At 39.6% G+C, this 26,101-nt stretch carries 26 protein-coding genes; 25 read left to right on the top strand and 1 reads right to left on the bottom strand.

Annotated features, from left to right (window positions below):
- From SMSK564_RS13295 to gap, 21 genes are all read left to right on the top strand, one after another.
- Positions 1 to 602: LPXTG cell wall anchor domain-containing protein (locus SMSK564_RS13295; RefSeq protein ID WP_000314657.1), on the top strand; the 602-nt coding region annotated here is incomplete at its 5' end.
- Between the two features lie 663 nt (positions 603 to 1,265).
- On the top strand, positions 1,266 to 2,219 hold the full coding sequence (locus SMSK564_RS08725; RefSeq protein WP_000345103.1) for a class I SAM-dependent methyltransferase: 954 nt from the start codon (positions 1,266 to 1,268) through the stop codon (positions 2,217 to 2,219).
- Between the two features lie 49 nt (positions 2,220 to 2,268).
- Positions 2,269 to 3,459 (top strand): acetate kinase, encoded by a 1,191-nt coding sequence (locus SMSK564_RS08720; protein WP_000167775.1) that lies wholly within the window; start codon positions 2,269 to 2,271, stop codon positions 3,457 to 3,459.
- Between the two features lie 149 nt (positions 3,460 to 3,608).
- The gene (rnpA, locus tag SMSK564_RS08715) at positions 3,609 to 3,980 is read left to right on the top strand and encodes a ribonuclease P protein component (RefSeq protein ID WP_000739245.1); all 372 of its coding nucleotides are present in this window, start codon (positions 3,609 to 3,611) and stop codon (positions 3,978 to 3,980) included.
- Positions 3,955 to 4,779, top strand: a complete 825-nt coding sequence (locus SMSK564_RS08710; RefSeq protein WP_004236733.1) for a membrane protein insertase YidC — start codon at positions 3,955 to 3,957, stop codon at positions 4,777 to 4,779. Before rnpA ends, SMSK564_RS08710 begins: the two co-directional genes overlap by 26 nt.
- Positions 4,780 to 4,796: 17 nt before the next feature.
- A complete protein-coding gene (gene jag, locus SMSK564_RS08705) occupies positions 4,797 to 5,786 on the top strand; it encodes an RNA-binding cell elongation regulator Jag/EloR (protein ID WP_000260005.1) in 990 nt (329 codons plus the stop codon).
- A 50-nt stretch (positions 5,787 to 5,836) separates the two neighbouring features.
- The gene (locus tag SMSK564_RS08700; protein WP_000932629.1) at positions 5,837 to 6,460 is read left to right on the top strand and encodes a hypothetical protein; all 624 of its coding nucleotides are present in this window, start codon (positions 5,837 to 5,839) and stop codon (positions 6,458 to 6,460) included.
- A 130-nt stretch (positions 6,461 to 6,590) separates the two neighbouring features.
- A complete protein-coding gene (locus tag SMSK564_RS08695; RefSeq protein WP_000452074.1) occupies positions 6,591 to 8,048 on the top strand; it encodes a PTS ascorbate transporter subunit IIC in 1,458 nt (485 codons plus the stop codon).
- A gap of 22 nt (positions 8,049 to 8,070) precedes the next feature.
- Positions 8,071 to 8,352, top strand: a complete 282-nt coding sequence (locus SMSK564_RS08690; RefSeq protein WP_000241466.1) for a PTS sugar transporter subunit IIB — start codon at positions 8,071 to 8,073, stop codon at positions 8,350 to 8,352.
- A gap of 76 nt (positions 8,353 to 8,428) precedes the next feature.
- Complete coding sequence (locus SMSK564_RS08685; RefSeq protein WP_001049925.1) at positions 8,429 to 8,914, top strand: PTS sugar transporter subunit IIA; 486 nt, start codon at positions 8,429 to 8,431, stop codon at positions 8,912 to 8,914.
- 16 nt (positions 8,915 to 8,930) lie between these two features.
- A complete protein-coding gene (locus tag SMSK564_RS08680; RefSeq protein WP_000166737.1) occupies positions 8,931 to 9,596 on the top strand; it encodes a 3-keto-L-gulonate-6-phosphate decarboxylase UlaD in 666 nt (221 codons plus the stop codon).
- A 3-nt stretch (positions 9,597 to 9,599) separates the two neighbouring features.
- Complete coding sequence (locus tag SMSK564_RS08675; protein ID WP_000113590.1) at positions 9,600 to 10,463, top strand: L-ribulose-5-phosphate 3-epimerase; 864 nt, start codon at positions 9,600 to 9,602, stop codon at positions 10,461 to 10,463.
- 1 nt (position 10,464) lies between these two features.
- Entirely contained in the window at positions 10,465 to 11,172 is a 708-nt protein-coding gene (locus SMSK564_RS08670) for an L-ribulose-5-phosphate 4-epimerase (protein ID WP_001077564.1), read from the top strand.
- A gap of 166 nt (positions 11,173 to 11,338) precedes the next feature.
- Positions 11,339 to 13,012, top strand: a complete 1,674-nt coding sequence (locus SMSK564_RS08665; protein WP_000242091.1) for a BglG family transcription antiterminator — start codon at positions 11,339 to 11,341, stop codon at positions 13,010 to 13,012.
- Between the two features lie 111 nt (positions 13,013 to 13,123).
- A complete protein-coding gene (gene ulaG / locus SMSK564_RS08660; RefSeq protein ID WP_001134230.1) occupies positions 13,124 to 14,215 on the top strand; it encodes an L-ascorbate 6-phosphate lactonase in 1,092 nt (363 codons plus the stop codon).
- A 113-nt stretch (positions 14,216 to 14,328) separates the two neighbouring features.
- The gene (gene tkt / locus SMSK564_RS08655; RefSeq protein ID WP_000067883.1) at positions 14,329 to 16,305 is read left to right on the top strand and encodes a transketolase; all 1,977 of its coding nucleotides are present in this window, start codon (positions 14,329 to 14,331) and stop codon (positions 16,303 to 16,305) included.
- A 117-nt stretch (positions 16,306 to 16,422) separates the two neighbouring features.
- A complete protein-coding gene (yajC, locus tag SMSK564_RS08650) occupies positions 16,423 to 16,722 on the top strand; it encodes a preprotein translocase subunit YajC (protein ID WP_000445810.1) in 300 nt (99 codons plus the stop codon).
- Positions 16,723 to 16,768: 46 nt separating this feature from the next.
- Entirely contained in the window at positions 16,769 to 17,212 is a 444-nt protein-coding gene (locus SMSK564_RS08645; protein ID WP_000737453.1) for a low molecular weight protein-tyrosine-phosphatase, read from the top strand.
- Positions 17,199 to 17,609 carry an MORN repeat-containing protein gene (locus SMSK564_RS0102555; RefSeq protein WP_000429317.1) on the top strand — a complete coding sequence of 137 codons (411 nt, stop codon included), beginning with the start codon at positions 17,199 to 17,201 and terminating at the stop codon, positions 17,607 to 17,609. Before SMSK564_RS08645 ends, SMSK564_RS0102555 begins: the two co-directional genes overlap by 14 nt.
- Before the next feature lie 300 nt (positions 17,610 to 17,909).
- On the top strand, positions 17,910 to 20,561 hold the full coding sequence (gene adhE / locus SMSK564_RS08640) for a bifunctional acetaldehyde-CoA/alcohol dehydrogenase (RefSeq protein ID WP_000763951.1): 2,652 nt from the start codon (positions 17,910 to 17,912) through the stop codon (positions 20,559 to 20,561).
- Between the two features lie 325 nt (positions 20,562 to 20,886).
- Positions 20,887 to 21,897 carry a type I glyceraldehyde-3-phosphate dehydrogenase gene (gene gap, locus SMSK564_RS08635; protein ID WP_000260671.1) on the top strand — a complete coding sequence of 337 codons (1,011 nt, stop codon included), beginning with the start codon at positions 20,887 to 20,889 and terminating at the stop codon, positions 21,895 to 21,897.
- 67 nt (positions 21,898 to 21,964) lie between these two features.
- Here the strand turns inward: gap and SMSK564_RS08630 are convergent, their stop codons facing one another.
- The gene (locus tag SMSK564_RS08630) at positions 21,965 to 22,840 is read right to left on the bottom strand and encodes an RluA family pseudouridine synthase (RefSeq protein WP_080554189.1); all 876 of its coding nucleotides are present in this window, start codon (positions 22,838 to 22,840) and stop codon (positions 21,965 to 21,967) included.
- A gap of 86 nt (positions 22,841 to 22,926) precedes the next feature.
- Between SMSK564_RS08630 and pbp2a the strand changes: the two genes are divergently transcribed.
- From pbp2a to nusG, 4 genes are all read left to right on the top strand, one after another.
- The gene (gene pbp2a, locus SMSK564_RS08625; RefSeq protein ID WP_000762639.1) at positions 22,927 to 25,122 is read left to right on the top strand and encodes a penicillin-binding protein PBP2A; all 2,196 of its coding nucleotides are present in this window, start codon (positions 22,927 to 22,929) and stop codon (positions 25,120 to 25,122) included.
- Positions 25,123 to 25,174: 52 nt separating this feature from the next.
- Positions 25,175 to 25,327: a 50S ribosomal protein L33 gene (gene rpmG / locus SMSK564_RS08620; protein WP_001809375.1), complete on the top strand. Its 153-nt coding sequence runs from the start codon at positions 25,175 to 25,177 to the stop codon at positions 25,325 to 25,327.
- Positions 25,328 to 25,336: 9 nt separating this feature from the next.
- Positions 25,337 to 25,513 carry a preprotein translocase subunit SecE gene (gene secE, locus SMSK564_RS08615; protein WP_001210991.1) on the top strand — a complete coding sequence of 59 codons (177 nt, stop codon included), beginning with the start codon at positions 25,337 to 25,339 and terminating at the stop codon, positions 25,511 to 25,513.
- Between the two features lie 54 nt (positions 25,514 to 25,567).
- A partial coding sequence (gene nusG / locus SMSK564_RS0102550; RefSeq protein WP_000376740.1) for a transcription termination/antitermination protein NusG occupies positions 25,568 to 26,101 on the top strand: 534 nt, incomplete at its 3' end.

Here is a 26,101-nt window from a genome sequence, read left to right as displayed (position 1 = left end):
CATCGACAAGTGCAAGTCAATCAGCCAGCACAAGCGCATCTGAATCAGCGTCAACCAGTGCTGCGGTAGTTACAAGTAAGGGATTACCTGAAATCCATTCTAAGGCTACTCTCGATATTGATAGTGTAGTTACTTCTGATTCAATTAGCTCTTCTGTATCGACATCGGTTTCAGAATCGGCCTCAACCAGTGCGTCAGTAAGTACCTCAGTGTCTGAATCATTCTCAAGATTATCAAGTATGTCAGATCCAGATAGTACTGATAAACCAGAGTTTAGTTTGAGTGAAAGTGCTTCGCAATCAACAAGTCTAAGCGTGTCAATCTCAACATCGGTGTCTATGTCGACTTCAATGAGTACGTCACTTTCAGGTGTAGCTTCTGAGAGTGCTTCAACGTCAAGCTCGCTTGTAGAATCAAACGTTGATCATTCGACTTCACATGTTGAAAATAGTGCCGAATCGACAGCTAAGTCAAGACAGCAATTGCCAAATACAGGTACAGAAGTTTCCAAAACATCTGCGCTTCTAGGAGCTTTGGCAGCTGTGACTGGTTTAGGTTTATTTGCGAAACGCCGTAAACGTGATGATGAAGAAGAAATGTAAATAATCTGCTTATCTCATATTTGATCGGCTATAGATGTGTCTATCGAGTTTGGACAAAAAAGTCTGTAAAATCATAAAAACGCATATTATCAGGTGTTCAAAAACTTGATAGTATGCGTTTTATTGTGGAATATTTCCTTTCTTTTCGGCTGGAATTGAGTTTCCCATCCTTGTGTTTGTATAGTCGGTTAAAAAATTGAGTACGAAAAATCACTTCATAAAAGTATTGATAGATTATACACTTCGAAAATCTCTTCAAATCACGTCAACGTCGCCTTGACGTAGGTATGGTTACTGACTTCGTCAGTTCTATCTGCAACCTCAAAGTAGTGCTTTGAGCAACCTGCGGCTAGTTTGCTCTTTGTCATTGAGTATTAGTGGACTTTTCTTGCACTGTTTTGATCTTTTATTTCCTTCGATTATATATTAGAGAGGATTAGTAGAAGAGGGGTGAGTTATTAGAATGATTACGTGCCATTTTATACCAAGCAATAATCAGACAGCAAGATAAGAGTACAGTTGTAGATAGTTAGAAACGTCTATCTGATCTTGTGTAGATAAGATTGATGTCGTCAGTAACAAATTGACGAAAAACCAATGTAGATATAGTGTGATTTTTCTGTAAGGATGGAAAAAAGAAGGGAAATTTGGTAAGATAGGAATATGGATTTTGAAAAAATTGAACAAGCTTATACGTATTTACTAGAGAATGTCCAAGTCATCCAAAGTGATTTGGCGACCAACTTTTATGATGCCCTGGTGGAGCAAAACAGCATCTATTTGGATGGTGAGACTGAGCTAGAGCAGGTCAAGGAGAACAATCATGCCCTTAAACGCTTAGCGCTTCGCAAAGAAGAATGGCTCAAGACCTACCAGTTTCTCTTGATGAAGGCTGGGCAGACAGAGCCCCTACAGGCCAATCACCAGTTTACGCCAGATGCTATTGCTTTACTTTTGGTGTTTATTGTGGAAGAATTGTTTAAAGAGGAGGAAATTACTATCCTCGAAATGGGTTCCGGGATGGGGATTCTGGGGGCTACTTTCTTGACCTCGCTTGATAAAAAGGTGGATTACTTGGGAATGGAAGTGGATGATTTGCTGATTGATTTGGCAGCTAGCATGGCAGATGTAATTGGTTTGCAGGCTGGCTTTGTCCAAGGAGATGCCGTTCGTCCACAAATGCTCAAAGAAAGCGACGTGGTCATCAGCGACTTGCCTGTCGGCTATTATCCTGATGATGCCGTTGCGTCGCGCCATCAAGTTGCTTCTAGCCAAGAACATACCTACGCCCATCACTTGCTCATGGAACAAGGGCTTAAGTATCTCAAGTCAGATGGATATGCTATTTTTCTCGCTCCGAGTTATTTGTTGACCAGTCCTCAAAGTGACTTGTTGAAAGGCTGGTTGAAAGAGGAGGCGAGTCTGACTGCCATGATTAGTTTGCCTGAAAATCTTTTTGCCAGTGCTAAACAATCCAAGACGATTTTTATCTTACAGAAGAAAAATGAAATAGCAGTAGATCCTTTTGTTTATCCACTTGCTAGCTTGCAAGATGCAAGTGTTTTAATGAAATTTAAAGAAAATTTTCAAAAATGGACTCAAGGTACTGAAATATAAAATAGATTTTGTTATAATAGATGAAAACGCTTAAAAGAGGAGTCTTGTTATGACAAAAACAATTGCAATCAATGCGGGAAGTTCAAGTTTGAAATGGCAATTATACTTAATGCCAGAAGAAAAAGTATTGGCGAAAGGTTTGATTGAACGTATCGGTTTGAAAGATTCAATTTCAACTGTAAAATTTGATGGTCGTTCTGAACAACAAATTTTGGATATCGAAAATCATACACAAGCTGTAAAAATCTTATTGGATGACTTGATTCGTTTCGATATTATCAAGGCTTATGACGAGATTACAGGTGTTGGCCACCGTGTTGTTGCCGGTGGAGAATATTTCAAAGAATCAACAGTTGTTGAGGGAGATGTTTTAGAAAAAGTTGAAGAGTTGAGCTTGTTGGCTCCTCTCCACAATCCAGCCAATGCGGCAGGTGTTCGTGCCTTCAAGGAATTGTTGCCAGACATTACCAGTGTAGTTGTTTTTGATACTTCATTCCACACAACTATGCCAGAGAAAGCTTATCGCTATCCTCTACCAACAAAATATTACACAGAAAACAAGGTTCGTAAATATGGTGCCCACGGTACAAGTCACCAGTTTGTAGCAGGAGAAGCAGCAAAACTCTTGGGCCGTCCATTAGAAGACTTAAAATTGATTACTTGCCACATCGGTAATGGTGCTTCTATTACAGCTGTTAAGGGTGGTCAATCTGTGGATACTTCAATGGGCTTCACTCCACTTGGTGGTGTGATGATGGGAACTCGTACAGGGGATATTGACCCAGCCATCATTCCTTACTTAATGCAATATACAGAGGACTTTAACACGCCTGAAGACATTAGTCGCATCCTTAATCGTGAATCAGGGCTTATGGGGGTTTCAGGTAAATCTAGTGATATGCGTGATGTGATTGCTGCTATGGAAGAAGGGGATCACGATGCCACTTTGGCTTATGAAATGTATGTTGACCGTATCCAAAAACATATCGGTCAATACCTTGCAGTATTAAATGGAGCAGATGCTATTATCTTTACTGCAGGTATCGGTGAAAATGCAGCAAACGTACGTGAAGATGTTATTTCAGGTATCTCTTGGTTTGGCTGTGATGTTGATCCAGAAAAGAACGTCTTCGGTGTGACAGGAGATATCTCAACAGAGGCAGCGAAGATCCGTGTATTGGTTATTCCAACTGATGAAGAATTAGTCATTGCCCGTGACGTTGAACGCTTAAAAAAATAACTAAAATCAGAAAAAATATTCCGTACAAGGAGTTGGGAAAGAGATTTTTCCAGCTTCTTTTTATGGTGAAATTGTCCAAAACCTTGCTATGATTGGCTTTTTTGAAAAATATGGTATAATAGTAGTAATTTAATAGATGGAGTTGAGTTTTGAAGAAAAACTTTCGTGTAAAAAGAGAGAAAGATTTTAAGGCGATTTTCAAGGAGGGGACAAGTTTTGCCAATCGCAAGTTTGTTGTCTACCAACTAGAAAATCAGAAAAACCATTTTCGAGTAGGTCTATCAGTTAGCAAAAAACTGGGGAATGCCGTCACTAGAAATCAAATTAAGAGACGGATTCGTCATATTATCCAGAATGCCAAAGGGAGTCTGGTAGAAGATGTCGACTTTGTTGTCATTGCTCGAAAAGGGGTCGAAACCTTGGGATACGCAGAGATGGAGAAAAATCTACTCCACGTATTAAAATTATCAAAGATTTACCAGGAAGGAAATGGGAGTGAAAAAGAAACTACAGTTGACTAGTTTGCTAGGACTGTCCCTATTTATCATGACAGCCTGTGCAACAAATGGGACAACTAGCGATATTACAGCCAATTCGGCTGATTTTTGGAGTAAATTTGTTTACTTCTTTGCGGAAATTATTCGCTTTTTATCGTTTGATATCAGTATCGGAGTGGGGATTATTCTCTTTACGGTCTTGATTCGTACACTGCTTTTGCCAGTCTTTCAAGTGCAAATGGTGGCTTCCAGAAAAATGCAAGAAGCTCAACCACGCATTAAGGCGCTTCGAGAACAATATCCAGGTCGAGATATGGAAAGCAGAACCAAGCTAGAGCAAGAAATGCGTAAAGTCTTTAAAGAAATGGGTGTCAGACAGTCAGATTCTCTTTGGCCGATTTTGATTCAGATGCCGGTTATCTTGGCCTTGTTCCAAGCTCTATCAAGAGTTGACTTTTTAAAGACAGGTCATTTCTTATGGATTAACCTTGGTGGTGTGGATACAACCCTTGTTCTTCCGATTTTAGCAGCAGTATTCACCTTTTTAAGTACTTGGCTGTCCAACAAAGCCTTGTCTGAGCGTAATGGAGCTACGACTGCGATGATGTACGGTATTCCGGTCTTGATTTTTATCTTTGGGGTTTATGCTCCGAGCGGAGTCGCTCTCTACTGGGCAGTGTCCAATGCTTATCAAGTCTTGCAAACCTATTTCTTGAACAATCCATTCAAGATTATTGCAGAGCGCGAGGCTGTAGTACAGGCACAGAAAGATTTGGAAAATAGAAAAAGAAAAGCCAAGAAAAAGGCTCAGAAAACGAAATAATAAGGAGGAATCTGGTAATGGTAGTATTTACAGGTTCAACTGTTGAAGAAGCAATCCAGAAAGGATTGAAAGAATTAGATATTCCAAGAATGAAGGCTCATATCAAAGTCATTTCTCGTGAGAAAAAAGGATTTCTTGGTTTATTTGGTAAAAAACCAGCCCAAGTGGATATTGATGCTATTAGTGAAACGACAGTTGTAAAAGCAAACCAACAAGCTGTAAAGGGAGTTCCGAAGCAAATTAATGATTTGAATGAGCCTGTTAAAACAGTCAGTGAAGCAACTGTTGATTTGGGTCATGTTGTAGAGGCAATTAAAAAGATTGAGGAAGAAGGCCAAGGTATTTCTGATGAAGTCAAGGCTGAAATCTTAAAACATGAAAGACATGCCAGCACTATCTTAGAAGAAACTGGTCACATTGAGATTTTAAATGAATTACAACTTGAAGAAACTGCTCTCGAAGAAGAAGTAGAAACTCCTATTATTGAAAACCAAGCTGAGCAAACTGAAAGTCAAGAACTAGAAGACTTGGGCTTAAAAGTTGAACCGAGCTTTGATATTGAACAAGTAGCTACGGAAGTAACGACTTATGTTCAAACAATTATTGATGACATGGATGTTGAAGCTACACTTTCAAATGACTATAACCGTCGTAGCATCAATTTGCAAATTGATACTAACGAACCAGGTCGTATTATCGGCTACCATGGTAAAGTCTTGAAGGCCTTGCAACTATTGGCTCAAAATTATCTTTACAACCGCTATTCAAGAACCTTCTACATTACTATTAATGTCAATGATTATGTTGAACACCGTGCAGAAGTCTTGCAGACCTATGCGCAAAAATTGGCGACTCGTGTTTTAGAAGAAGGACGCAGTCATCAGACAGATCCAATGTCAAATAGCGAACGCAAGATTATTCATCGTATTATTTCACGTATGGATGGCGTGACCAGTTACTCTGAAGGTGATGAGCCAAATCGTTATGTTGTCGTAGATACAGAATAAGTAAAATCAGGGTTATCCTGATTTTTTGCTAGCTGGAGGAGATTAAATTAATGTTGAATAAGATAAGAGACTATTTAGACTTTGCTGATTTGCAGTACCGTAATCCTGATAAGGCGGGAGCAGAGCGAGAGAAAATGCTGGAATTGCGCCACAAAGGCCAAGAGGCTCGAAAGGCTTTTACAGAACTGGCTAAAGCCTTTCAAGCAAGTCATCCAGAATGGCAACTTCAACAGACTAGCCAGTGGATGAATCAGGCGCAACGTTTACGACCACATTTTTGGGTTTATCTACAGAGAGACGGACAAGTAACAGAACCTATGTTGGCTCTTCGTTTGTATGGGACATCTACTGACTTTGGAATTTCCTTAGAGGTCAGTTTCATCGAGCGTAAGAAAGATGAGCGAACTCTAGGCAAGCAGGCCAAAGTTTTAAAAGTTCCAACCGTTGAAGGTGTTTATTATCTAGTCTACTCTGATGGTCAAAGTCAACGGTGGGAGGCGAACGAAGAAAATCGTCAAATTTTAAGAAATAAACTATCCAATCAGGAAGTCCGAAAAGTGTTAGTTAAAATAGATGTCCCTATAACAGAGAATTCATCTGAAGAAGAAATCGTAGAAGCCCTACTGAAATCTTATGATAAAATTCTTCCATTTTATCTAGCTACGAGAAACTAAGCTAATCATTAAAATATCATAAATCATACAGTCCAAGAGTGAACAGTCCGCTGTGTAATTCTTGGTCTTTTTGTTTACGCTTTCAAATTATATAATAAACCTACAAAAACAATTCAAAAGGAGAACAATTATGGAAGTCATTTCAAGTGTTCTAAATTGGTTTTCTAGCAATATTTTGCAGAATCCCGCATTTTTCGTAGGTTTATTGGTGTTGATAGGATACGCACTTTTGAAAAAACCTGCCCACGACGTTTTCTCAGGGTTTGTTAAAGCAACAGTAGGGTATATGTTGCTCAATGTGGGTGCAGGTGGTTTGGTTACAACCTTCCGTCCGATCTTAGCAGCCCTTAACTACAAATTCCAAATTGGTGCAGCGGTTATCGACCCTTACTTTGGACTTGCTGCAGCAAACAACAAAATTGCAGCAGAGTTTCCAGATTTTGTTGGAACTGCAACTACAGCTCTATTGATTGGTTTCGGAATAAATATCTTGCTCGTAGCTCTTCGCAAGATCACGAAGGTAAGAACCCTCTTTATTACTGGTCACATCATGGTACAACAAGCTGCAACAGTATCTCTTATGGTTCTATTCTTAGTACCACAATTGCGCAATGCTTACGGTACAGCAGCGATTGGTATCATCTGTGGACTTTACTGGGCAGTTAGTTCAAATATGACTGTTGAGGCAACTCAACGCTTGACTGGTGGTGGCGGATTTGCGATTGGTCACCAACAGCAATTTGCAATCTGGTTTGTAGATAAAGTAGCAGGACGCTTTGGTAAGAAAGAAGAAAGTTTAGACAATCTTAAATTACCTAAGTTCCTCTCAATCTTCCACGATACAGTTGTTGCATCTGCTACCTTGATGCTCGTATTCTTCGGAGCCATTCTTTTAATCTTGGGTCCAGACATTATGTCTAATAAAGAAGTCATCACTTCAGGAACTCTATTCAATCCTGCTAAACAAGATTTCTTTATGTACATTATTCAAACAGCCTTTACCTTCTCAGTTTACTTGTTCGTTTTGATGCAAGGTGTCCGCATGTTCGTATCTGAGTTGACAAACGCCTTCCAAGGTATTTCAAACAAATTGTTGCCAGGCTCATTCCCAGCGGTTGACGTTGCAGCTTCTTATGGATTTGGTTCTCCAAACGCTGTCTTGTCAGGATTTGCCTTTGGTTTGATTGGTCAATTGATCACAATTGTCTTGCTCATCGTCTTTAAAAATCCGATTCTTATTATTACAGGATTTGTACCAGTGTTCTTTGACAATGCAGCCATTGCGGTCTACGCTGATAAACGCGGTGGATGGAAAGCGGCTGTTATCCTATCCTTCATCTCAGGTGTTCTCCAAGTTGCTTTAGGAGCTCTCTGTGTAGCTCTTCTTGATTTAGCATCTTATGGTGGTTACCATGGAAATATCGACTTTGAATTCCCATGGCTTGGATTTGGATATATCTTCAAATACCTTGGTATTGTTGGTTATGTACTTGTGTGTCTCTTCTTGCTTGTTATTCCTCAACTTCAATTTGCCAAAGCAAAAGATAAAGAGAAATATTACAACGGTGCAGTTCAAGAAGAAGCTTAGTATCTAGAAAAGGAGAAATAAAATGGTTAAAGTATTAGCAGCGTGCGGAAATGGAATGGGTTCATCAATGGTTATCAAGATGAAGGTTGAAAATGCTCTCCGTAAGCTTAATCAAACAGATTTTACAGTCAATTCATGCAGTGTCGGTGAAGCTAAAGGTTTAGCAGCAGGATATGACATCGTAATCGCTTCTCTTCATTTGATCCAAGAATTGGAAGGGCGAACTAATGGGAAGTTAATTGGGCTTGACAACTTGATGGATGATAAAGAAATCACTGAAAAACTCAGTCAAGCACTACAGTAAAAGGTTGGAGGGGGCTGGATAGAAACTGAGAATCATCGTTTCTGTCCTTCTCCCTCTTTAAATAAAGGAGGCAGATATGAATTTAAAACAAGCTTTAATTGACAATGACTCGATCCGACTAGGTTTAGAAGCTAAAGACTGGAAAGAAGCAGTCAAGGTAGCAGTAGATCCCTTGATTGAAAGTGGGGCAATTTTGCCAGAGTATTACGATGCTATTATCGAATCAACTGAAGAGTATGGCCCTTACTATATCTTAATGCCAGGTATGGCTATGCCCCACGCTAGACCTGAAGCTGGAGTGCAAAGAGATGCCTTTTCATTGATTACCTTACAAAATCCTGTTGTATTTTCAGATGGGAAAGAGGTATCTGTTTTGTTGGCACTAGCAGCAACAAGCTCAAAAATTCACACAAGTGTAGCCATTCCACAAATCATTGCCCTGTTTGAATTAGAAGATTCTATTGCACGTTTACAGGCTTGCCAGACTAAAGAAGATGTCTTGGCTATGATTGAAGAATCTAAGGATAGCCCTTATCTCGAAGGATTGGATTTGGAAAGTTAGAAAGAGGAATAAAGAAATGACAAAAAGAATCCCTAATTTACAAGTTGCATTAGATCATTCAGACTTGCAAGGAGCGATTAAAGCAGCTGTTTCTGTTGGTCAGGAAGTAGATATTATCGAAGCTGGAACTGTTTGCTTGCTTCAAGTTGGAAGTGAACTGGTTGAAGTCTTGCGTAGCCTTTTCCCAGATAAGATTATTGTGGCAGACACAAAATGTGCTGATGCTGGTGGAACAGTTGCTAAAAATAATGCGGTTCGTGGAGCAGACTGGATGACTTGTATCTGTTGTGCAACCATCCCTACTATGGAAGCAGCTTTAAAGGCTATCAAGACTGAACGAGGAGAACGAGGCGAAATCCAGATCGAGCTTTATGGCGATTGGACTTTTGAACAAGCTCAGCTTTGGCTAGATGCAGGTATCTCACAAGCTATTTATCACCAATCTCGTGATGCTCTTCTTGCTGGTGAAACTTGGGGTGAAAAAGACCTTAATAAGGTTAAAAAACTTATCGACATGGGCTTCCGTGTGTCTGTAACAGGTGGTCTAGATGTAGATACTCTCAAACTATTTGAAGGCGTTGATGTCTTTACCTTTATCGCAGGTCGTGGAATTACAGAGGCTGCAGATCCAGCAGGAGCAGCGCGTGCCTTCAAGGATGAAATCAGACGAATTTGGGGGTAAACCATGGCACGTCCAATTGGAATTTATGAAAAGGCAACCCCGACACACTTTACTTGGCTAGAACGTTTAAATTTTGCCAAGGAGTTAGGATTTGATTTTGTCGAGATGTCTATTGATGAACGTGACGAGCGTTTAGCAAGACTGGACTGGAGCAAGGACGAGCGTTTGGAAGTTGTCAAAGCAATCTATAAAACTGGTGTTCGTATTCCTTCTATCTGTTTTTCAGGCCATCGTCGCTACCCATTGGGATCAAATGATCCAGTTCTAGAGGAAAAATCTCTAGAACTCATGAAAAAATGTATTGAATTAGCCCAAGACTTGGGAGTTCGTACTATTCAATTAGCTGGTTACGACGTTTATTATGAGGAAAAGTCACCCCAGACACGCCAACGTTTTATCAAAAATTTGAGAAAAGCTTGTGACTGGGCTGAAGAGGCTCAGGTGGTACTTGCTATTGAAATTATGGATGATCCTTTCATCAATAGCATCGAAAAATACTTGGCTGTAGAAAAAGAGATTGACTCTCCCTACCTCTTTGTATACCCAGATATTGGTAATGTATCTGCATGGCATAATGATGTCTACAGTGAATTTTATCTTGGGCATCATGCCATCGCAGCTCTCCATCTCAAGGATACTTATGCAGTGACAGAAAGTTCAAAGGGCCAGTTCCGAGATGTAACTTTTGGGCAAGGTTGTGTCAAATGGGAAGAAGCTTTCGATATTTTAAAACAAACCAATTATAATGGACCTTTCCTAATCGAAATGTGGTCTGAAAATTGTGAAACTGTAGAAGAAACACGCGCAGCCATTCAAGAGGCGCAAGCTTTTCTCTATCCACTAATTAAGAAAGCAGGTTTGATGTAAGATGAATCAAGTAATAAACGATATACGTAAACGAGTCTGTAATGCCAATCAATCATTACCAAAACATGGACTTGTTAAATTTACCTGGGGAAATGTATCGGAAGTCAATCGCGAACTAGGTATCATTGTTATTAAACCATCAGGCGTAGATTATGACGAATTGACACCTGAAAACATGGTGGTGACGGACTTGGATGGCCAAGTTCTAGAAGGAGATTTAAGACCATCTTCTGACCTCCCAACTCATGTGCAGTTATATAAGGCATGGCAAGAGATTGGTAGTGTGGTACACACCCATTCGACAGAAGCAGTTGGTTGGGCACAGGCTGGACGTGATATTCCTTTCTATGGAACAACCCATGCAGATTATTTCTACGGTTCAATCCCTTGCGCTCGTAGTTTGACCAAAGATGAAGTAGAAGTAGCCTATGAAAAAGATACTGGCTTGGTTATCGTAGAAGAATTTGAGCGTCGTGGTCTCAATCCTGTTGAAGTACCAGGTATTGTTGTACGTAATCACGGTCCATTCACCTGGGGAAAAAATCCAGAGAATGCTGTTTATCACTCTGTCGTACTAGAGGAAGTATCAAAGATGAATCGCTTTACAGAACAAATCAATCCAAGAGTTGAACCTGCTCCTCAGTACATTCTAGAAAAACACTACCAACGTAAGCATGGACCAAATGCTTATTACGGTCAAAAGAAATAAGAAATTGAATTGAAAAGAGGCTAGGACCTTTCGATCCAAGCCTCGCTTTTGTAATTGTAAGTATTCGTTATTAAGAGACTACTGTTGATAATTGAAATGCGTTAGTGAATGTGATACTATTATAAAGTTGTTTTCAAGGCAGTTGATTGATAGAGGAGTATGAAATATGGTACTGGATAAGGCAAGTTGTGATTTGCTTCAATATTTGATGGATCAAGAAACGTCCAAAACGATTATGGCGATTTCAAAAGATTTGAAAGAGTCAAGAAGGAAAATTTATTATCACATTGACAAAATCAATGCTGCTTTGGGTGACGAGGCGCTTCATATCATTAGTATTCCACGAATTGGTATTCACTTAACGGAAGAGCAGAGAGATGCTTGTTGTGAACTATTATCGGAAGTAGATTCGTACGATTATATCATGAGTGCGCATGAACGTATGATGATAATGTTACTATGGATAGGTATTTCTAAAGAACGTATTACGATTGAAAAATTGATGGAGTTAACAGAGGTGTCTAGGAATACTGTTCTCAATGATTTGAATAGTATTCGTTATCAACTAACTTTGGAACAATATCAGGTGACCTTGCAAGTGAGCAAGTCACAGGGATACCATCTTCATGCCCACCCTCTTAATAAAATTCAGTATCTTCAATCGCTTCTATATCATATTTTTATGGAAGAAAATGCCACTTTTGTATCTATTTTAGAAGATAAGATGAAAGAGAGGTTAGATGGTGAGTGTTTGCTTTCTGTTGAAATGAACCAATTTTTTAAGGAACAGGTTCCTTTAGTTGAACAAGATTTAGGGAAGAAAATAAATCATCATGAAGTAACTTTTATGTTGCAGGTTCTACCTTATTTGCTGTTAAGCTGTCATAATGTTGAACAGTATCAAGAAAGACATCAGGATATAGAGAAAGAATTTTCTTTGATAAGAAAAAGAATAGAGTATCAGGTGTCTAAGAAATTAGGAGAACGGTTGTTTCAAAAGTTTGAAATTTCTTTGTCAGAACTTGAAGTTTCTCTTGTAGCTGTTCTTCTCCTCTCCTATCGTAAAGATTTGGATATTCATGCAGAAAGTGATGATTTTCGGCAGTTAAAACTTGCTTTAGAAGAATTCATCTGGTATTTTGAATCACAAATCCGAATGGAGATTGAGAACAAGGATGATTTGTTAAGAAATTTGATGATCCACTGTAAAGCCTTGTTATTTAGAAAGACTTACGGTATTTTTTCTAAAAATCCTCTAACAAAACAAATTCGATCCAAGTATGGAGAATTATTTTTAGTCACTAGAAAATCTGCGGAAATTTTAGAAGGAGCATGGTTTATTCGGCTAACAGACGATGATATTGCCTATTTGACGATTCATATTGGAGGATTTTTAAAGTATACACCATCGTCTCAAAAAAATATGAAAAAAGTTTATCTCGTTTGTGATGAAGGTGTTGCGGTTTCGAGACTTTTGCTGAAACAATGCAAACTTTATTTTCCAAATGAGCAAATTGGCACTGTATTTACAACAGAACAATTTAAGAGTGTGGAAGATATTGCACAAGTTGATGTAGTGATTACTACTAATGATGATTTGGATAGCAGATTTCCGATTTTAAGGGTTAATCCTATCCTTGAAGCAGAAGATATTTTGAAAATGCTAGACTATCTTAAACACAATATATTTCGTAATGAGAGCAAAAGTTTCAGTGAAAATCTTTCTAGTCTTATTTCGTCTTATATTGTAGACAGTAAGTTGGCTAGTAAGTTCCAAGAAGAGGTTCAAACACTTATAAATCAAGAAATAGTAGTTCAAGCTTTTTTGGAAGATATTTGAAGGACAGTCCAATGATGAACACAAACCTGTGTTTTTCTTGGTCTTTTTTAGTGTTTTGAAGGGTGGTATACTAATCTCAAAGATAACAATTATATCCAAAGGAGGCAACATATGCCAAACGTCAAAGAAATTACAAGAGAGTCATGGATTTTAGCTACTTTCCCAGAGTGGGGAACATGGTTGAACGAAGAAATCGAAGAAGAAGTCGTACCTGAAGGCAATTTTGCCATGTGGTGGCTAGGCAACTGTGGTACTTGGATTAAGACACCAGGTGGTGCTAACGTTGTCATGGACCTTTGGTCAAACCGTGGAAAATCAACCAAAAAAGTGAAAGATATGGTTCGTGGGCACCAAATGGCAAATATGGCAGGTGTTCGTAAGTTGCAACCAAACTTACGTGTTCAGCCGATGGTTATCGATCCATTTGCTATCAACGAACTAGATTATTACTTAGTTTCACACTTCCATAGTGATCATATCGACCCATACACAGCTGCAGCAATTCTCAACAATTCTAAGTTAGAGCATGTTAAGTTTATCGGTCCTTACCACTGTGGACGAATCTGGGAAGGATGGGGTGTTCCAAAAGAACGTATCATCGTTGTTAAACCAGGTGACACTATCGAATTAAAAGATATGAAGATTCATGCAGTAGAATCATTTGACCGTACTTGCTTGGTAACTCTCCCAGTGAACGGTGCTGATGAGACAGGCGGTGAACTTGCTGGCTTAGCTGTTACAGATGAAGAAATGGCTCAAAAGGCTGTTAACTATATCTTTGAAACACCAGGTGGAATTATCTATCATGGTGCAGATTCTCACTTCTCAAACTATTTTGCAAAACATGGTAAAGACTTTAAAATTGATGTTGCTTTGAATAACTATGGTGAAAATCCGGTAGGTATCCAAGATAAAATGACATCTATCGACCTTCTTCGTATGGCAGAAAATCTGCGTACCAAAGTCATTATCCCAGTTCACTATGATATCTGGTCTAACTTCATGGCTTCTACTAATGAGATTCTAGAACTTTGGAAAATGAGAAAAGATCGCTTGCAATACGATTTCCATCCATTTATCTGGGAAGTTGGCGGTAAGTACACTTATCCTCAAGATCAACACTTAGTAGAATACCATCATCCACGTGGTTTTGATGATTGTTTTGAACAAGACTCTAACATTCAATTTAAAGCTTTGCTATAATATAAAAATATTCTTTGGAGGTTATCCGTATGTTGCATGATACGGATAATTTTCATATAATAGTAAAATAGAATGTGTGATTCAATAATCACCTCAAATAGAAAGGAAATTCTATGTCAAATCTATCTGTTAATGCAATTCGTTTCCTAGGTATTGACGCCATTAATAAAGCTAACTCAGGTCACCCAGGTGTGGTTATGGGAGCGGCTCCGATGGCTTACAGCCTCTTTACAAAACAACTTCGTATCAATCCAGCTCAACCAAACTGGATTAACCGCGACCGCTTTATTCTTTCAGCAGGTCATGGTTCAATGCTTCTATATGCCCTTCTTCACCTTTCTGGTTTTGAAGATGTCAGCATGGATGAGATTAAGAGCTTCCGTCAGTGGGGTTCAAAAACACCAGGTCACCCAGAATTTGGTCATACGGCAGGGATTGATGCTACGACAGGTCCTCTAGGGCAAGGGATTTCAACTGCTACTGGTTTTGCCCAGGCAGAACGTTTCTTGGCAGCCAAATATAACCGTGAAGGCTACAATATCTTTGACCACTATACTTACGTTATTTGTGGAGACGGAGATTTGATGGAAGGTGTTTCAAGTGAGGCTGCTTCATACGCAGGCTTACAAAAACTAGACAAGTTGGTTGTTCTTTATGATTCAAATGATATCAACTTGGATGGTGAGACAAAGGATTCCTTTACAGAAAGTGTTCGTGACCGTTACAATGCCTACGGTTGGCACACTGCCTTGGTTGAAGATGGAACAGACTTGGAAGCCATCCATGCAGCTATCGAAACAGCAAAAGCTTCAGGCAAGCCATCTTTGATTGAAGTGAAAACGGTCATTGGATACGGTTCTCCAAACAAACAAGGAACTAATGCTGTACACGGTGCTCCTCTTGGAGCAGATGAAACTGCAGCTACTCGTCAAGCTCTCGGTTGGGACTATGAACCATTTGAAATCCCAGAACAAGTATATGCTGATTTCAAAGAACATGTTGCAGACCGTGGCGCATCAGCTTATGAAGCTTGGACAAAATTAGTTGCTGATTATAAAGAAGCTCACCCAGAATTGGCTGCAGAAGTAGAAGCCATTATTGATGGACGTGATCCAGTTGAAGTGACTCCAGCAGACTTCCCAGCTTTAGAAAATGGTTTCTCTCAAGCAACTCGTAACTCGAGTCAGGATGCTTTGAACGTTGTGGCAACTAAGTTACCAACCTTCCTAGGTGGATCAGCTGACCTAGCTCACTCAAACATGACTTACATTAAAACAGATGGACTTCAAGACGATGCTAATCGCTTGAACCGTAACATTCAGTTTGGTGTTCGTGAATTTGCAATGGGAACGATCTTGAACGGGATGGCTCTTCACGGTGGACTTCGTGTATACGGTGGAACTTTCTTCGTCTTCTCTGACTATGTGAAGGCAGCTGTTCGCTTGTCAGCTTTGCAAGGTCTTCCTGTGACTTATGTCTTTACCCACGATTCTATTGCGGTAGGGGAAGATGGCCCAACGCACGAACCAGTTGAGCACTTAGCAGGTCTTCGTGCTATGCCAAATCTAAATGTTTTCCGTCCAGCAGATGCGCGTGAAACTCAAGCAGCTTGGTACCTTGCAGTGACAAGTGAGAAAACACCAACTGCTCTTGTCTTGACACGTCAAAACTTGACTGTTGAAGAAGGAACAGACTTTGATAAAGTTGCAAAAGGTGCCTATGTTGTCTATGAAAATGCAGCAGACTTTGATACCATCTTGATTGCGACAGGTTCAGAGGTCAATCTTGCTGTCTCAGCTGCCAAAGAATTGGCTAGTCAAGGAGCAAAAGTCCGCGTAGTCAGCATGCCATCTACAGATGTCTTTGATAAACAAGATGTAGCTTACAAGGAAGAAATTCTTCCAAATGCAGTTCGCCGTCGTGTTGCAGTCGAAATGGGTGCAACTCAAAACTGGTACAAATACGTTGGTCTCGATGGTGCCGTTCTCGGTATTGATACCTTCGGAGCCTCTGCTCCAGCACCAAAAGTATTGGTAGAATATGGCTTTACTGTAGAAAATCTTGTAAAAGTCGTTCAAAACTTGAAATAATCCTAAAAATCAGGGCGCAAGCTCTGTTTTTTTCTTACTAGAAAAGTAAGGTACAATCTTGTAAAAGTAACTGAAATTTGATATAGTAGTCCTATGTAAAAGACAAAGGAGAATATAATGGAATCACAATATACATTTTTAATCATTCTTGTGGCTATGGTGGGCTTGATGTTCTTTACGCAACGCTCTCAAAAGAAACAAGCACAAAAGCGTATGGAAAGCTTGAATAAATTACAAAAAGGCTATGAAGTTATTACAATCGGGGGCCTTTATGGAACAGTCGATGAAGTAGATACAGAAAAGAAAACAATTGTTCTTGATGTAGATGGGGTTTACTTGACTTTTGAACTAGCTGCTATCAAGACAGTATTACCACTTAAAGAAACAGCTTCACTCGAAGGTGCAATTGAAAAATAAGACGGGATCACGAACTCCCGTTTTTCTATAAAAGAAAGGAAATGGGATGAAAAAACTAGTCTTTGTCTGTCTGGGAAATATTTGCCGCAGTCCTATGGCCGAGTTTGTGATGAAATCAATGACAGATAATTATGAAATCCAAAGTCGAGCGACTTCCTCTTGGGAACATGGTAATCCGATTCATAAGGGCACTCAGGGAATTTTGCAACAGTATGAGATTCCTTATGACAAGAACAAGACATCGCTTCAGATTAGCAAGGAAGATTTTGAAGCCTTTGATTATATTATAGGAATGGACGCTTCAAATGTTTCTGACTTACGTCAGATGTGTCCAGCAGGCTTGCAAGATAAGATTTACTCATTTGCATCTGAAAGTGTTCCAGATCCTTGGTATACAGGAGATTTTGAGGAAACCTATCAGCGTGTTCAGGAGGGTTGTCAAGCATGGTTAGAACGTTTAGAAAAGGAGAGTGAAGGTGGAAAATCTTAAGAATTTTTACGAAAAGTATCGAGTGTATCTGACTCGTCCACGTTTAGAGCTTTTAGCAGTAGTTGCCATTGTTTTCTGTGCTGTACTCGTCTTTTTTCTAAATATTCCCGGAAAAGGTGTTCTAAAACTCGATAATGGAACGATTGTTTACGACGGCAGTCTTGTCCGTGGTAAAATGAATGGCCAAGGTACCATTACCTTCCAAAATGGAGACCAATATACAGGTGGTTTCAACAATGGAGCCTTCAACGGAAAAGGCACCTTTCAATCCAAAGAAGGCTGGACCTACGAAGGTGATTTTGTAAATGGTCAGGCTGAAGGAAAAGGAAAGCTAACAACAGAACAAGAAGTTGTTTATGAAGGAACTTTTAAACAAGGCGTTTTTCAACAAAAATAAAGCCTCCTTATCAAAGGAGGTATTGTTAGAATGTTTAAGTAAGCGCTTACCTGTAAATCCCTTTCTTTCCAAGTTCCTCTTCCAAGCAAGTTTGTGAAATAAAAAAATATTTGAAATAAATTTCACAAACTTTAAAGAAAAAGCTTGCTAAGAAAAGAAAATGACAAACATTTCACAAGGAACTAAAAATTCTTTGTGAAATGTTTATGAAACTGTTTACAAAGTTGAAATAATGCGATATAATAAACTTGTGAAAAAATTAACAAAGGATATCAATCCTTGATAGCTATGGAGGAAAATATGGCTGATAAAAAAACTGTGACACCAGAGGAAAAGAAACTCGCTGCTGAAAAGCATGTCGATGGATTGGTGCAAAAAGCTCTAGTTGCTCTTGAAGAAATGCGTAAGTTGGATCAAGAGCAGGTTGACTACATCGTAGCTAAAGCGTCAGTGGCAGCTTTGGATGCCCACGGAGAATTGGCATTACATGCCTTTGAAGAAACAGGACGTGGTGTATTTGAAGACAAAGCAACTAAGAACTTGTTTGCTTGTGAACACGTAGTAAACAACATGCGCCACACTAAAACAGTTGGCGTTATCGAAGAAGACGATGTGACAGGTTTGACTCTTATAGCTGAACCAGTTGGTGTTGTTTGTGGTATCACTCCTACAACAAACCCAACATCAACAGCAATCTTCAAATCATTGATTTCATTGAAGACACGTAATCCAATCGTATTTGCCTTCCACCCATCAGCTCAAGAATCATCAGCTCACGCAGCTCAAATCGTTCGTGATGCTGCGATTAAAGCAGGAGCGCCTGAAAACTGTGTACAGTGGATTACTGAACCATCTATGGAAGCAACTAGTGCGCTTATGAACCACGAAGGTATTGCTACAATCCTTGCAACAGGTGGTAATGCCATGGTTAAAGCTGCATACTCATGTGGTAAACCAGCTCTTGGAGTAGGTGCCGGAAACGTTCCAGCTTATGTTGAAAAATCAGCAAACATCCGTCAAGCAGCACACGATATCGTCATGTCTAAATCATTTGATAACGGTATGGTCTGTGCCTCAGAGCAAGCGGTTATCATTGATAAAGAAATTTACGATGAATTTGTAGCAGAGTTCAAATCTTATCACACTTACTTTGTAAACAAAAAAGAAAAAGCTCTTCTTGAAGAATTCTGTTTCGGCGTGAAAGCAAACAGCAAAAACTGTGCTGGTGCAAAATTGAACGCTGACATCGTTGGTAAACCAGCAACTTGGATTGCAGAACAAGCAGGATTTACAGTTCCAGAAGGAACAAACATTCTTGCTGCTGAATGTAAAGAAGTTGGTGAAAACGAGCCATTGACTCGTGAAAAATTGTCACCAGTTATCGCAGTTTTGAAATCTGAAAGCCGTGAAGATGGTATTACTAAGGCTCGTCAAATGGTTGAATTTAACGGTCTTGGACACTCAGCAGCCATCCACACAGCTGATGAAGAATTGACTAAAGAATTTGGTAAAGCTGTTAAAGCTATTCGTGTTATCTGTAACTCACCTTCTACTTTCGGTGGTATCGGAGACGTTTACAATGCCTTCTTGCCATCATTGACACTCGGATGTGGTTCTTACGGACGCAACTCAGTTGGGGATAACGTTAGTGCCATTAACCTCTTGAATATCAAAAAAGTCGGAAGACGGAGAAATAACATGCAATGGATGAAACTTCCTTCAAAAACATACTTTGAACGTGATTCAATTCAATACCTTCAAAAATGTCGTGACGTTGAGCGTGTCATGATCGTTACTGACCACGCTATGGTAGAGCTTGGCTTCCTTGATCGTATCATTGAACAACTTGACCTTCGTCGCAATAAGGTGGTTTACCAAATCTTTGCTGATGTAGAACCAGATCCAGATATCACTACAGTTGAACGTGGTACTGAAATCATGCGTGCCTTCAAACCAGATACAATCATCGCTCTTGGTGGTGGATCTCCAATGGATGCTGCTAAAGTAATGTGGCTCTTCTACGAACAACCAGAAGTGGACTTCCGTGACCTTGTCCAAAAATTCATGGATATCCGTAAACGCGCCTTCAAATTCCCATTGCTTGGTAAGAAGACTAAATTCATCGCAATCCCAACAACATCTGGTACAGGATCTGAAGTAACACCATTTGCCGTTATCTCTGATAAAGCAAACAACCGTAAATACCCAATCGCTGACTACTCATTGACACCAACTGTGGCAATCGTAGACCCTGCTTTGGTATTGACAGTTCCTGGATTTGTTGCTGCTGATACTGGTATGGACGTATTGACTCACGCGACTGAAGCTTACGTATCACAAATGGCTAGCGACTACACTGACGGTCTTGCACTTCAAGCCATCAAGCTTGTATTCGAAAATCTTGAAAGCTCAGTTAAAAATGCAGACTTCCACTCACGTGAGAAAATGCATAACGCTTCAACAATCGCTGGTATGGCCTTTGCTAATGCCTTCCTAGGTATTTCTCACTCAATGGCCCATAAGATTGGTGCGCAATTCCACACAATCCACGGTCGTACTAATGCTATCTTGCTTCCATACGTCATTCGCTACAACGGTACACGTCCAGCTAAGACAGCAACATGGCCTAAGTATAACTACTACCGTGCAGATGAAAAATATCAAGATATCGCACGCATGCTTGGACTTCCAGCTTCTACTCCAGAAGAAGGGGTTGAATCTTACGCAAAAGCTGTCTACGAACTTGGTGAGCGCGTAGGTATCCAAATGAACTTCAAGGCACAAGGAATCGATGAAAAAGAATGGAAAGAACATTCTCGTGAATTGGCCTTCCTTGCTTACGAAGATCAATGTTCGCCAGCTAACCCACGTCTTCCAATGGTTGACCACATGCAAGAAATCATCGAAGATTCTTACTATGGCTACAAAGAAAGACCAGGACGCCGTAAATAATTGTTATCAGCCTAGAGGCAGGAATTTCCTGTCTCTTTTTTGTGAAATTGGAAGATTGAAAATAATTTTTAGCTTAGCTATTTCCACTTTCCACTTTTCATTTTAAAAGGAAACCGGTAAATGACTAGGTAGACAAAGAAAGATAGCAGTATAGGCTTTCAAAGGAGAAAGAAAAATAAGTGAGGTGTAGACAAAAAACAACGCCCGTACTTGCAATTAAACTTAAATAGTTATATAATAGGTTTGTTGAAAGGTGATTTGTAGTGATTCAAGTTACTCTTTTCACAATAAAAATTTCATGATTTTCATAAGGAGGAAATCACTAATGGTAGTTAAAGTTGGTATTAACGGTTTCGGACGTATCGGTCGTCTTGCTTTCCGTCGTATCCAAAACGTAGAAGGTGTTGAAGTTACTCGTATCAACGACCTTACAGATCCAGTTATGCTTGCACACTTGTTGAAATACGACACAACTCAAGGTCGTTTCGACGGTACTGTTGAAGTTAAAGAAGGTGGATTCGAAGTTAACGGTAAATTCGTTAAAGTTTCTGCTGAACGTGATCCAGAACAAATCGACTGGGCTAACGACGGTGTAGACATCGTTCTTGAAGCAACTGGTTTCTTTGCTACTAAAGCAGCTGCTGAAAAACACTTGCACGCTGGTGGTGCTAAGAAAGTTGTTATCACTGCTCCTGGTGGATCAGATGTTAAAACAGTTGTATTTAACACTAACCATGACGTTCTTGACGGTACTGAAACAGTTATCTCAGGTGCTTCATGTACTACAAACTGCTTGGCTCCAATGGCTAAAGCTCTTCATGACAACTTCGGTATCGTTGAAGGTTTGATGACTACTATCCACGGTTACACTGGTGACCAAATGGTTCTTGATGGACCACACCGTAAAGGTGACCTTCGCCGTGCTCGTGCTGCTGCAGCTAACATCGTTCCTAACTCAACTGGTGCTGCTAAAGCAATCGGTTTGGTTATCCCTGAATTGAACGGTAAATTGGACGGAGCTGCTCAACGTGTTCCTGTTCCAACAGGTTCTGTAACTGAATTGGTAGCAGTTCTTGAAAAGAACGTTACTGTTGATGAAGTGAACGCAGCTATGAAAGCAGCTTCAAACGAATCATACGGTTACACAGAAGATCCAATCGTATCTTCAGATATCGTAGGTATGTCTTACGGTTCATTGTTTGACGCAACTCAAACTAAAGTTCTTGACGTTGACGGTAAACAATTGGTTAAAGTTGTATCATGGTACGACAACGAAATGTCATACACTGCACAACTTGTTCGTACTCTTGAATACTTCGCAAAAATTGCTAAATAATTCTTGAGTCGATAGAAAGCAAGGCCCTTGGTCTTGCTTTTTAAATATTTAAAAATGGATGACACAATCATCCATTCTTTTTTAATTCTTTTTCAAAAGTATCTGAAAAGGCATTGAAGCTTAATCTCTCTAATGTAAGTGGATGGGTAAAGGACAGTCGAAAGGCATGAAGCATAAGCCGACTTGTCTTTGATTTACTATTATAGAGAGGGTCACCCAAGATAGGAAAGTTATGATGAGAAAGGTGGACACGTATTTGATGCGTTCGCCCTGTCTTTAGTTTGCAACGAACCAAGGAAGTTTTGTTTGGAAATTGCTTTAATCTGTTTACATGCGTTTCAGCATATTGCCCATGTTTTGCATCAACTATTCTTTTTCTACGATCATGACGATCACGTCCGATTTTGTCCCTGAAAACAAGCTCTTTGCTGCTGATATTTCCGTCAACAAGTGCCCAATATTCCCTAGAAATCTCTTTTTTCTCCAGTAAGCGATTGAGGATGGGCAGGATAAAAGGATTTTTTGCAAAGAGAACCAAACCACTAGTTTCCATGTCTAGGCGATGAACGACATAGCAGGTTTGGCCAACATAGGCACTGACATGGTTAAGAAGAGCAATTTCGTTTGGCTGATTACCATGCGTTTTCATCCCCTCTGGTTTGTTGACAATAATCAAGTGTTGATCTTGATAAACTTCCTGAATGAGGTTTGGGTTGCCCCAAGGAATTTCTTTTTCGGGATAATCTTCTTCGTCAAAAGTCAATTGGCAAACATCTCCAGGATTTACCGTCTCGTTCCAATGAACTTCTCGCTGATTAATCAAAATGTGTTTCTTGATTCTCAAAAAATGACGGATTTTTCTAGGGATGAGGAGTTGTTCCTCAAGTAATTGCTTTACCGTCATTTGAGGTAGAGAGTCTGGTAATGTAAATGTGAATTTCATACAGATATTGTAACAAAAAAAGCCCTATTTGGATAGGAAATAGCTAAATTCTTGTCTTCCTATGATGAAGATGATAAAATAAACGCATGAAATTAGATAAATTATTCGAGAAATTTCTTTCTCTTTTTAAAAAAGAAACAAGTGAACTAGAGGACTATGCTTCTACTAGCTTACGTCGCTCTCGTAGTGATCGAAAAAAATTAGCCCAAGTAGGTCCAATTCGAAAATTCTGGCGTCGTTATCATCTAACAAAGATTGTCCTTATACTAGGTTTGAGTGCAGGTTTGCTAGTTGGAACCTATTTGTTTGCTGTAGCTAAGTCAACCAATGTTAACGATTTGCAAAACGCCTTGAAAACTCGAACTCTCATTTTTGACCGTGAAGAAAAAGAGGCTGGTGCCTTGTCTGGTCAAAAGGGAACCTACGTTGAATTGACTGATATCAGTAAAAATTTGCAGAATGCTGTTATTGCGACAGAAGACCGCTCTTTCTATAAAAATGACGGGATTAACTATGGTCGTTTCTTCTTGGCGATTGTCACTGCTGGTCGTTCAGGTGGTGGTTCTACTATTACCCAACAGCTGGCTAAAAATGCCTATCTATCGCAGGATCAAACTGTTGAGAGAAAAGCGAAAGAATTTTTCCTTGCCTTAGAATTAACAAAAAAATATAGTAAGGATCAAATTCTAACCATGTACCTTAACAACGCTTATTTTGGAAATGGTGTGTGGGGTGTAGAAGATGCGAGTAAGAAATACTTTGGAGTTTCTGCGTCAGAAGTGAGTCTGGATCAAGCTGCGACTCTGGCAGGGATGCTCAAAGGGCCGGAACTGTATAATCCTTTGAATTCCGTACAAGATTCGACTAATCGTCGCGACACTGTCTTACAAAATATGGTTGCGGCAGGATATATTGATAAAAACCAAGAAATCGAAGCTGCTGAAGTTGATATGACTACGCAATTGCATGATAAGTATGAAGGGAAAATTTCAGATTACCGTTACCCCTCTTATTTTGACGCTGTGGTTAATGAAGCTGTGTCTAAGTATAATCTAACAGAGGAAGAAATCGTAAATAATGGCTACCGCATTTATACAGAGCTGGACCAAAACTACCAAGCAAATATGCAGGTTGTCTATGAAAATACAGCGCTATTTCCGAGGGCAGAGGATGGAACATTTGCTCAATCAGGAAGTGTCGCTCTCGAACCGAAAACAGGAGGAGTTCGTGGAGTTGTCGGTCAAGTTGCTGACAATGATAAAACTGGATTCCGGAATTTCAACTATGCAACTCAATCAAAACGTAGCCCTGGTTCTACAATTAAGCCTTTAGTTGTTTATACACCAGCAGTTGAGGCAGGTTGGGCTTTGAATAAGCTCTTGGATAACCATACCATGAAGTATGACAGCTATAAGGTGGATAACTATGCAGGAATCAAAAAGAGTCGAGAAGTTCCCATGTATCAAGCTTTGGCAGAATCGCTTAATCTACCTGCTGTTGCTACTGTTAATGATTTGGGTGTTGATAAGGCTTTTGAGGCGGGCGAAAAATTTGGACTCAACATGGAAAAGGTCGACCGTGTTCTTGGTGTCGCCTTGGGAAGTGGTGTCGAAACCAATCCTCTGCAAATGGCCCAAGCATATGCTGCCTTTGCAAATGAAGGTTTAATGCCGGAAGCTCATTTTATTAGTAGAATTGAAAATGCTAGTGGTCAGGTTATTGCGAGTCATAAAAATTCACAAAAACGAGTGATTGATAAAGCTGTAGCTGACAAGATGACTAGTATGATGTTGGGGACATTCACCAATGGTACCGGTATTAGTTCATCGCCTGCAGACTATGTCATGGCAGGGAAAACTGGAACAACTGAAGCAGTTTTCAATCCGGAGTACACAAGTGACCAGTGGGTAATTGGTTATACTCCGGATGTAGTGATTAGTCACTGGCTTGGTTTCCCGACCACTGATGAAAATCACTATCTAGCTGGCTCTACTTCAAACGGTGCAGCTCATGTCTTTAGAAACATTGCCAATACCATTTTACCTTATACGCCAGGAAGTACCTTTACGGTTGAAAATGCTTATAAGCAAAATGGAATTGCACCAGCCAATACAAAAAGACAAGTACAAACCAATGATAATAGTCAGACAGATGATAATTTGTCTGATATTCGAGGACGTGCGCAAAGTCTAGTAGATGAGGCTAGTCGGGCTATCTCAGATGCGAAGATTAAGGAAAAGGCTCAAACAATATGGGATTCGGTAGTTAATCTATTTCGTTAAGATGCTTGTCAAAGCCTAGCTTTCTTGTTATAATAGATAAGATGGAGGCGTTATGGCACTAAAAAAAGCAAGCCTAGCTTGTGCGGTTTGTGGTTCGAGAAACTATTCAATCAAGATTAGTGGAAACCCCAAACCTACACGACTAGAAGTAAATAAATTTTGTAAGCATTGTGGCAAGTACACTACACACAGAGAAACGAGATAGGAGAGAGCGATGCGTTTTATTGGAGATATTTTTAGACTTCTTAAAGACACAACATGGCCAACTCGCAAGGAAAGCTGGAGAGATTTTCGTTCTATTATGGAATACACAGCTTTCTTTGTAGTAATTATTTACATTTTTGACCAGTTGATTGTTTCAGGTTTGATTCGATTTATTAACATTTTTTAGAAGGCTAGTGGAGTTAATTACACTAGAAATCTTCTATTTATGAAAGGAAATATCATGGATAGTTTTGATAAAGGGTGGTTTGTTTTACAAACTTATTCTGGTTATGAAAATAAGGTAAAAGAAAATCTATTACAACGTGCACAAACCTACAATATGTTGGATAATATTCTACGCGTTGAAATCCCAACACAAACAGTGCAAGTTGAAAAAAATGGAAAGAGAAAAGAAGTAGAAGAAAATCGCTTTCCAGGTTATGTTCTTGTAGAAATGGTCATGACAGATGAAGCTTGGTTTGTTGTTCGAAATACACCAAATGTTACAGGATTCGTCGGATCTCACGGAAATAGATCAAAACCAACTCCATTATTGGAACAAGAAATTCGTGATATCTTGGTTTCTATGGGACAAACTGTACAAGAGTTTGATATCGATGTTGAAGTTGGTCAAACTGTACGTATTATTGATGGAGCTTTTGCAGATTATACCGGTAAGATTACGGAGATTGATAACAATAAAGTGAAGATGATTATCTCTATGTTTGGTAATGACACAGTTGCAGAAGTAAACCTAAACCAAATCGCAGAATTA

Source organism: Streptococcus mitis SK564 (genome assembly GCF_000148525.1).
Classification (GTDB): Bacteria; Bacillota; Bacilli; order Lactobacillales; family Streptococcaceae; genus Streptococcus; species Streptococcus mitis_H.
Note: the sequence above shows the minus strand (reverse complement) of the source record. Positions and strands in the feature narration are given on the sequence as shown.

Bases quoted from the DNA above. Each gene is read 5' to 3' on its own strand.
- rpmG (WP_001809375.1), top strand. From the start codon at position 25,175: ATGGCACTAAAAAAAGCAAGCCTAGCTTGTGCGGTTTGTGGTTCGAGA.
- SMSK564_RS08700 (WP_000932629.1), top strand. From the start codon at position 5,837: ATGTTGAATAAGATAAGAGACTATTTAGACTTTGCTGATTTGCAGTAC.
- SMSK564_RS08670 (WP_001077564.1), top strand. From the start codon at position 10,465: ATGAATCAAGTAATAAACGATATACGTAAACGAGTCTGTAATGCCAAT.
- SMSK564_RS08690 (WP_000241466.1), top strand. From the start codon at position 8,071: ATGGTTAAAGTATTAGCAGCGTGCGGAAATGGAATGGGTTCATCAATG.
- SMSK564_RS08645 (WP_000737453.1), top strand. From the start codon at position 16,769: ATGAAAAAACTAGTCTTTGTCTGTCTGGGAAATATTTGCCGCAGTCCT.
- adhE (WP_000763951.1), top strand. From the start codon at position 17,910: ATGGCTGATAAAAAAACTGTGACACCAGAGGAAAAGAAACTCGCTGCT.
- pbp2a (WP_000762639.1), top strand. From the start codon at position 22,927: ATGAAATTAGATAAATTATTCGAGAAATTTCTTTCTCTTTTTAAAAAA.
- tkt (WP_000067883.1), top strand. From the start codon at position 14,329: ATGTCAAATCTATCTGTTAATGCAATTCGTTTCCTAGGTATTGACGCC.
- gap (WP_000260671.1), top strand. From the start codon at position 20,887: ATGGTAGTTAAAGTTGGTATTAACGGTTTCGGACGTATCGGTCGTCTT.
- yajC (WP_000445810.1), top strand. From the start codon at position 16,423: ATGGAATCACAATATACATTTTTAATCATTCTTGTGGCTATGGTGGGC.
- SMSK564_RS08685 (WP_001049925.1), top strand. From the start codon at position 8,429: ATGAATTTAAAACAAGCTTTAATTGACAATGACTCGATCCGACTAGGT.
- SMSK564_RS08695 (WP_000452074.1), top strand. From the start codon at position 6,591: ATGGAAGTCATTTCAAGTGTTCTAAATTGGTTTTCTAGCAATATTTTG.
- ulaG (WP_001134230.1), top strand. From the start codon at position 13,124: ATGCCAAACGTCAAAGAAATTACAAGAGAGTCATGGATTTTAGCTACT.
- SMSK564_RS08680 (WP_000166737.1), top strand. From the start codon at position 8,931: ATGACAAAAAGAATCCCTAATTTACAAGTTGCATTAGATCATTCAGAC.
- SMSK564_RS08725 (WP_000345103.1), top strand. From the start codon at position 1,266: ATGGATTTTGAAAAAATTGAACAAGCTTATACGTATTTACTAGAGAAT.
- SMSK564_RS08630 (WP_080554189.1), bottom strand. From the start codon at position 22,840: ATGAAATTCACATTTACATTACCAGACTCTCTACCTCAAATGACGGTA.
- SMSK564_RS08665 (WP_000242091.1), top strand. From the start codon at position 11,339: ATGGTACTGGATAAGGCAAGTTGTGATTTGCTTCAATATTTGATGGAT.
- jag (WP_000260005.1), top strand. From the start codon at position 4,797: ATGGTAGTATTTACAGGTTCAACTGTTGAAGAAGCAATCCAGAAAGGA.
- SMSK564_RS08720 (WP_000167775.1), top strand. From the start codon at position 2,269: ATGACAAAAACAATTGCAATCAATGCGGGAAGTTCAAGTTTGAAATGG.
- secE (WP_001210991.1), top strand. From the start codon at position 25,337: ATGCGTTTTATTGGAGATATTTTTAGACTTCTTAAAGACACAACATGG.
- SMSK564_RS08675 (WP_000113590.1), top strand. From the start codon at position 9,600: ATGGCACGTCCAATTGGAATTTATGAAAAGGCAACCCCGACACACTTT.